This is a genomic window from Frisingicoccus sp., assembly GCA_016298055.1.
Taxonomy (GTDB): Bacteria; Bacillota; Clostridia; order Lachnospirales; family Lachnospiraceae; genus Frisingicoccus.
Map to the genome: position 1 here is coordinate 1 of JAEDDO010000193.1, position 3,224 is coordinate 3,224.

Below are 3,224 nucleotides of genomic sequence, written 5' to 3' on the forward strand. Positions count from 1 at the left end.
TTTTGAGGTGGCAGACGGAGGAACATTGTTTCTGGATGAGATCAGTGAGATGCCTTTGGACGTACAGATGCGTTTGTTAAGAGTTCTTCAGGAAAATGAGGTACTTCGTATTGGTTCAAGTAAGCCTAAGAAAGTGGATGTACGTGTCATTGCGGCGACAAATAGAGATCTTTTACAGATGGTTGAGGCAAATGAATTCCGCAGAGATTTGTATTATCGTTTGAATGTGGTGCGTCTGGATATTCCTCCACTTCGGGAGCGGAAGAAAGATATTGTTCCTCTGGCGAATTATTATTTGAAACAATTTAATGATAAGTTCAAAACGAATAAGACCCTCAGTGCCTATTCTTACAAAATGCTGGAGGAGTATAGATGGCCGGGAAATGTACGTGAGCTTAAAAATATGATTGAAAAAATGGTAATATTAAGTGATGAAAATACAATATCCATGGCTCAGATATGGGAGCAGGAGTCAAAATTTATTAAAGATAATGCATCGTTGGAAGAAATTGATTTGAAGGATTTGCTGGAGCAGATGGAATTACAGTATATTCGAGATTATTATGAAGCTTATGGAACGTTAGAAAAAACAGCGGAAAAACTTCATGTGAATCTGAAAACCCTTTCCAGACGTAAAAGATATCTGGAACAAAAGAAAAAAGATAATTCTTAAATATGAGAAATATCTCAAAAATGAGACAATAAAATCTCAAAAATGAGAATATTATAGGACAGGGTTTGTAAAAGGACGGCCATAATTCCTTGATTTATTGGCATGAAAATTGCGAGATAAATTATTAACAATGTAAATGATTTTGTAAGGAGAGTTTATTATGGCATTAATGAGTGGAAAAGAATATGAAGAGAGCTTAAAGAAAATTAAAATGAAAATCTATCTTTTTGGGGAGGAAATTCACACACCTGTAGGACATCCGATTCTTCAGCCATCTGTGAATTCTGTGAAGGCAACCTATGATCTGGCCTTAATGCCGGAATATGAAGATCTGATGACGGCCACATCAAACCTGACAGGAGAGAAGATCAACCGTTTTACACATATTCATCAGAGTGCGGAAGATTTGGTCAAAAAAGTGAAGATGCAGCGTCTTCTGGGACAGAAAACAGCAGCATGTTTTCAGAGATGTGTCGGTATGGATGCATTTAACGCTGTGTACAGCACAACTTATGAGGTAGATCAGAAATATGGAACCCGGTATCATGAGAATTTTAAGAAATTTGCAGCCTATGTTCAGGAGAATGACCTGACAGTAGACGGTGCTATGACAGATACAAAAGGTGACAGAAGTCTTGCACCATCCAAACAGGCAGATCCGGATCTTTTCCTCCATGTTGTGGAACGCCGTCCGGATGGCATTGTTGTCCGCGGAGCAAAAGCCCATCAGACAGGTATTGTTAATTCACATGAAGTTCTTGTTATGCCGACAATTGCCATGGGACCGGATGATAAAGATTATGCCGTATCCTTTGCGGTTCCGCTGGATTCGGAAGGTCTTATGATGGTGGTTGGACGTCAGAGCTGCGATACAAGAAAGACAGAAGGCTGTGAACTTGATCTGGGCAACACAGTTTATGGCGGAATGGAAGCACTTACAGTATTTGATAATGTTTTTGTTCCGAATGATCGTATTTTCCTGAATGGTGAGACCGAATTTGCAGGTGTTCTCGTTGAACGTTTTGCCGGATATCACAGACAGAGCTACGGTGGATGTAAAGTTGGTGTGGGCGATGTACTTATCGGTGCTTCCGCATTGGCGGCAGAGTATAACGGTGCCGAAAAAGCTTCTCATATTAAAGATAAATTAATTGAGATGACGCACCTGAATGAAACATTATATTGTTGTGGCATTGCCTGTTCTTCAGAAGGTACAGAGACAGCATCCGGAAACTATCTGATCGATTTGATGCTTGCCAATGTATGTAAACAGAATGTTACACGTTTTCCATATGAAATTGCACGTCTTGCTCAGGATATTGCTGGTGGGTTGATGGTTACTTTGCCGTCTGAGAAGGATATTAATCATCCGGTTACAGGACCGATTGTTCGTAAGTATTTTGCGGGCCGGGAAGGTGTAGACGTTATGGATCGTTTTAAAATTATGCGTCTTATTGAAAACCTTACGATGGGAACCGCAGCTGTCGGTTATCTGACGGAATCTCTTCATGGTGCCGGAAGTCCTCAGGCTCAGCGCGTTATGATTTCCAGACAGAGCAATATGGAAGGTAAAAAAGAGTTAGCAAAAGCGATTGTTCATATTGAAGATTAATAAATAGCCAGGGCTGTTTCTGAAAATTCAGAAACGGCCCGTTTTTATTTTATTGAAACAATGGAGAAGAAGTGATAATATTTATTTAGATAATAGGAAGTGAGATGATATTTTTGGATTGGGAAGCAGTTGGAAATAATCAGTTATTTCAGGGAATCAGTGAGGCGGAACTTAAACGAATGCTGGGGTGTGCCAAATTTAAGTATAAAATGTATCATAAGGGTGATGTGATTTTTAGGCAGGATGAATCTGTTGAAAATTTTTATGTATTGCTGAAAGGGCAAGTGACGATTGCAAAACATTTAATATCCGGGAAGAAGAATATCCTTTACATTGTCAGAGAGAATCAGATTTTTGGTGAGGAGCAGACATTTCAATATGGGGCATGGGCACTTTCGGATGTTGAACTTATTGAAATGCCGAAAACATTTTTTTACAGTTTTTGCAGCAATGCCTGCAAACATCACAAGCAGCTTATTCAAAACATTCTTGAAATGCTGTCAATAAAAGAAGGGCTTGCTGTAAAAAAAATTAATATCGTCAGTGCAGTTTCTTTAAAAGAACGGATATCCATATGGATACTGGGGGAAGCGGATGAGTACGGAATTGTCCGGGTGGAGATGAATCGGGAGGACCTGGCAGATTATCTTGGGGTGGCAAGACCGTCTTTATCGAGAACATTAATGCAGATGCAAGGCGAGGGAATGATCGAAGTAGGGAAAAAACAGATCCGAATTTTGGATGTAAAAAAAATTCAAACTTTATCCAATTAGATTCGTGTATGTAACTTAAGTTACATACACGAATTCTTTTTTTGTATATAATTGAGTGTATAAATAATAATCGCTATTATTATTGTCAGTAAATATATGATGACATTGGGTACATTACAGACTATGGGAGGAGGCTACATAATGTATTTTAAAACGACTCAGGAGC

Annotated in this window: 3 protein-coding genes; all 3 read left to right on the top strand. The window is 39.0% G+C overall.

Features of this window, described 5'->3' with window-relative positions; all coding sequences use genetic code 11:
* A partial coding sequence (locus tag QZZ35_RS10325; RefSeq protein WP_291237325.1) for a sigma 54-interacting transcriptional regulator occupies nt 1-673 on the top strand: 673 nt, incomplete at its 5' end.
* Between the two features lie 160 nt (nt 674-833).
* The gene (locus QZZ35_RS10330; protein ID WP_291237326.1) at nt 834-2,285 is read left to right on the top strand and encodes a 4-hydroxyphenylacetate 3-hydroxylase family protein; all 1,452 of its coding nucleotides are present in this window, start codon (nt 834-836) and stop codon (nt 2,283-2,285) included.
* Between the two features lie 104 nt (nt 2,286-2,389).
* Nucleotides 2,390-3,058, top strand: coding sequence for a Crp/Fnr family transcriptional regulator (locus QZZ35_RS10335; protein ID WP_291237327.1), 669 nt, complete (start codon nt 2,390-2,392; stop codon nt 3,056-3,058).
* Nucleotides 3,059-3,224: the final 166 nt, after the last annotated feature.

Bases quoted from the DNA above. Each gene is read 5' to 3' on its own strand.
- QZZ35_RS10330 (WP_291237326.1), top strand. From the start codon at position 834: ATGGCATTAATGAGTGGAAAAGAATATGAAGAGAGCTTAAAGAAAATT.
- QZZ35_RS10335 (WP_291237327.1), top strand. From the start codon at position 2,390: ATGATATTTTTGGATTGGGAAGCAGTTGGAAATAATCAGTTATTTCAG.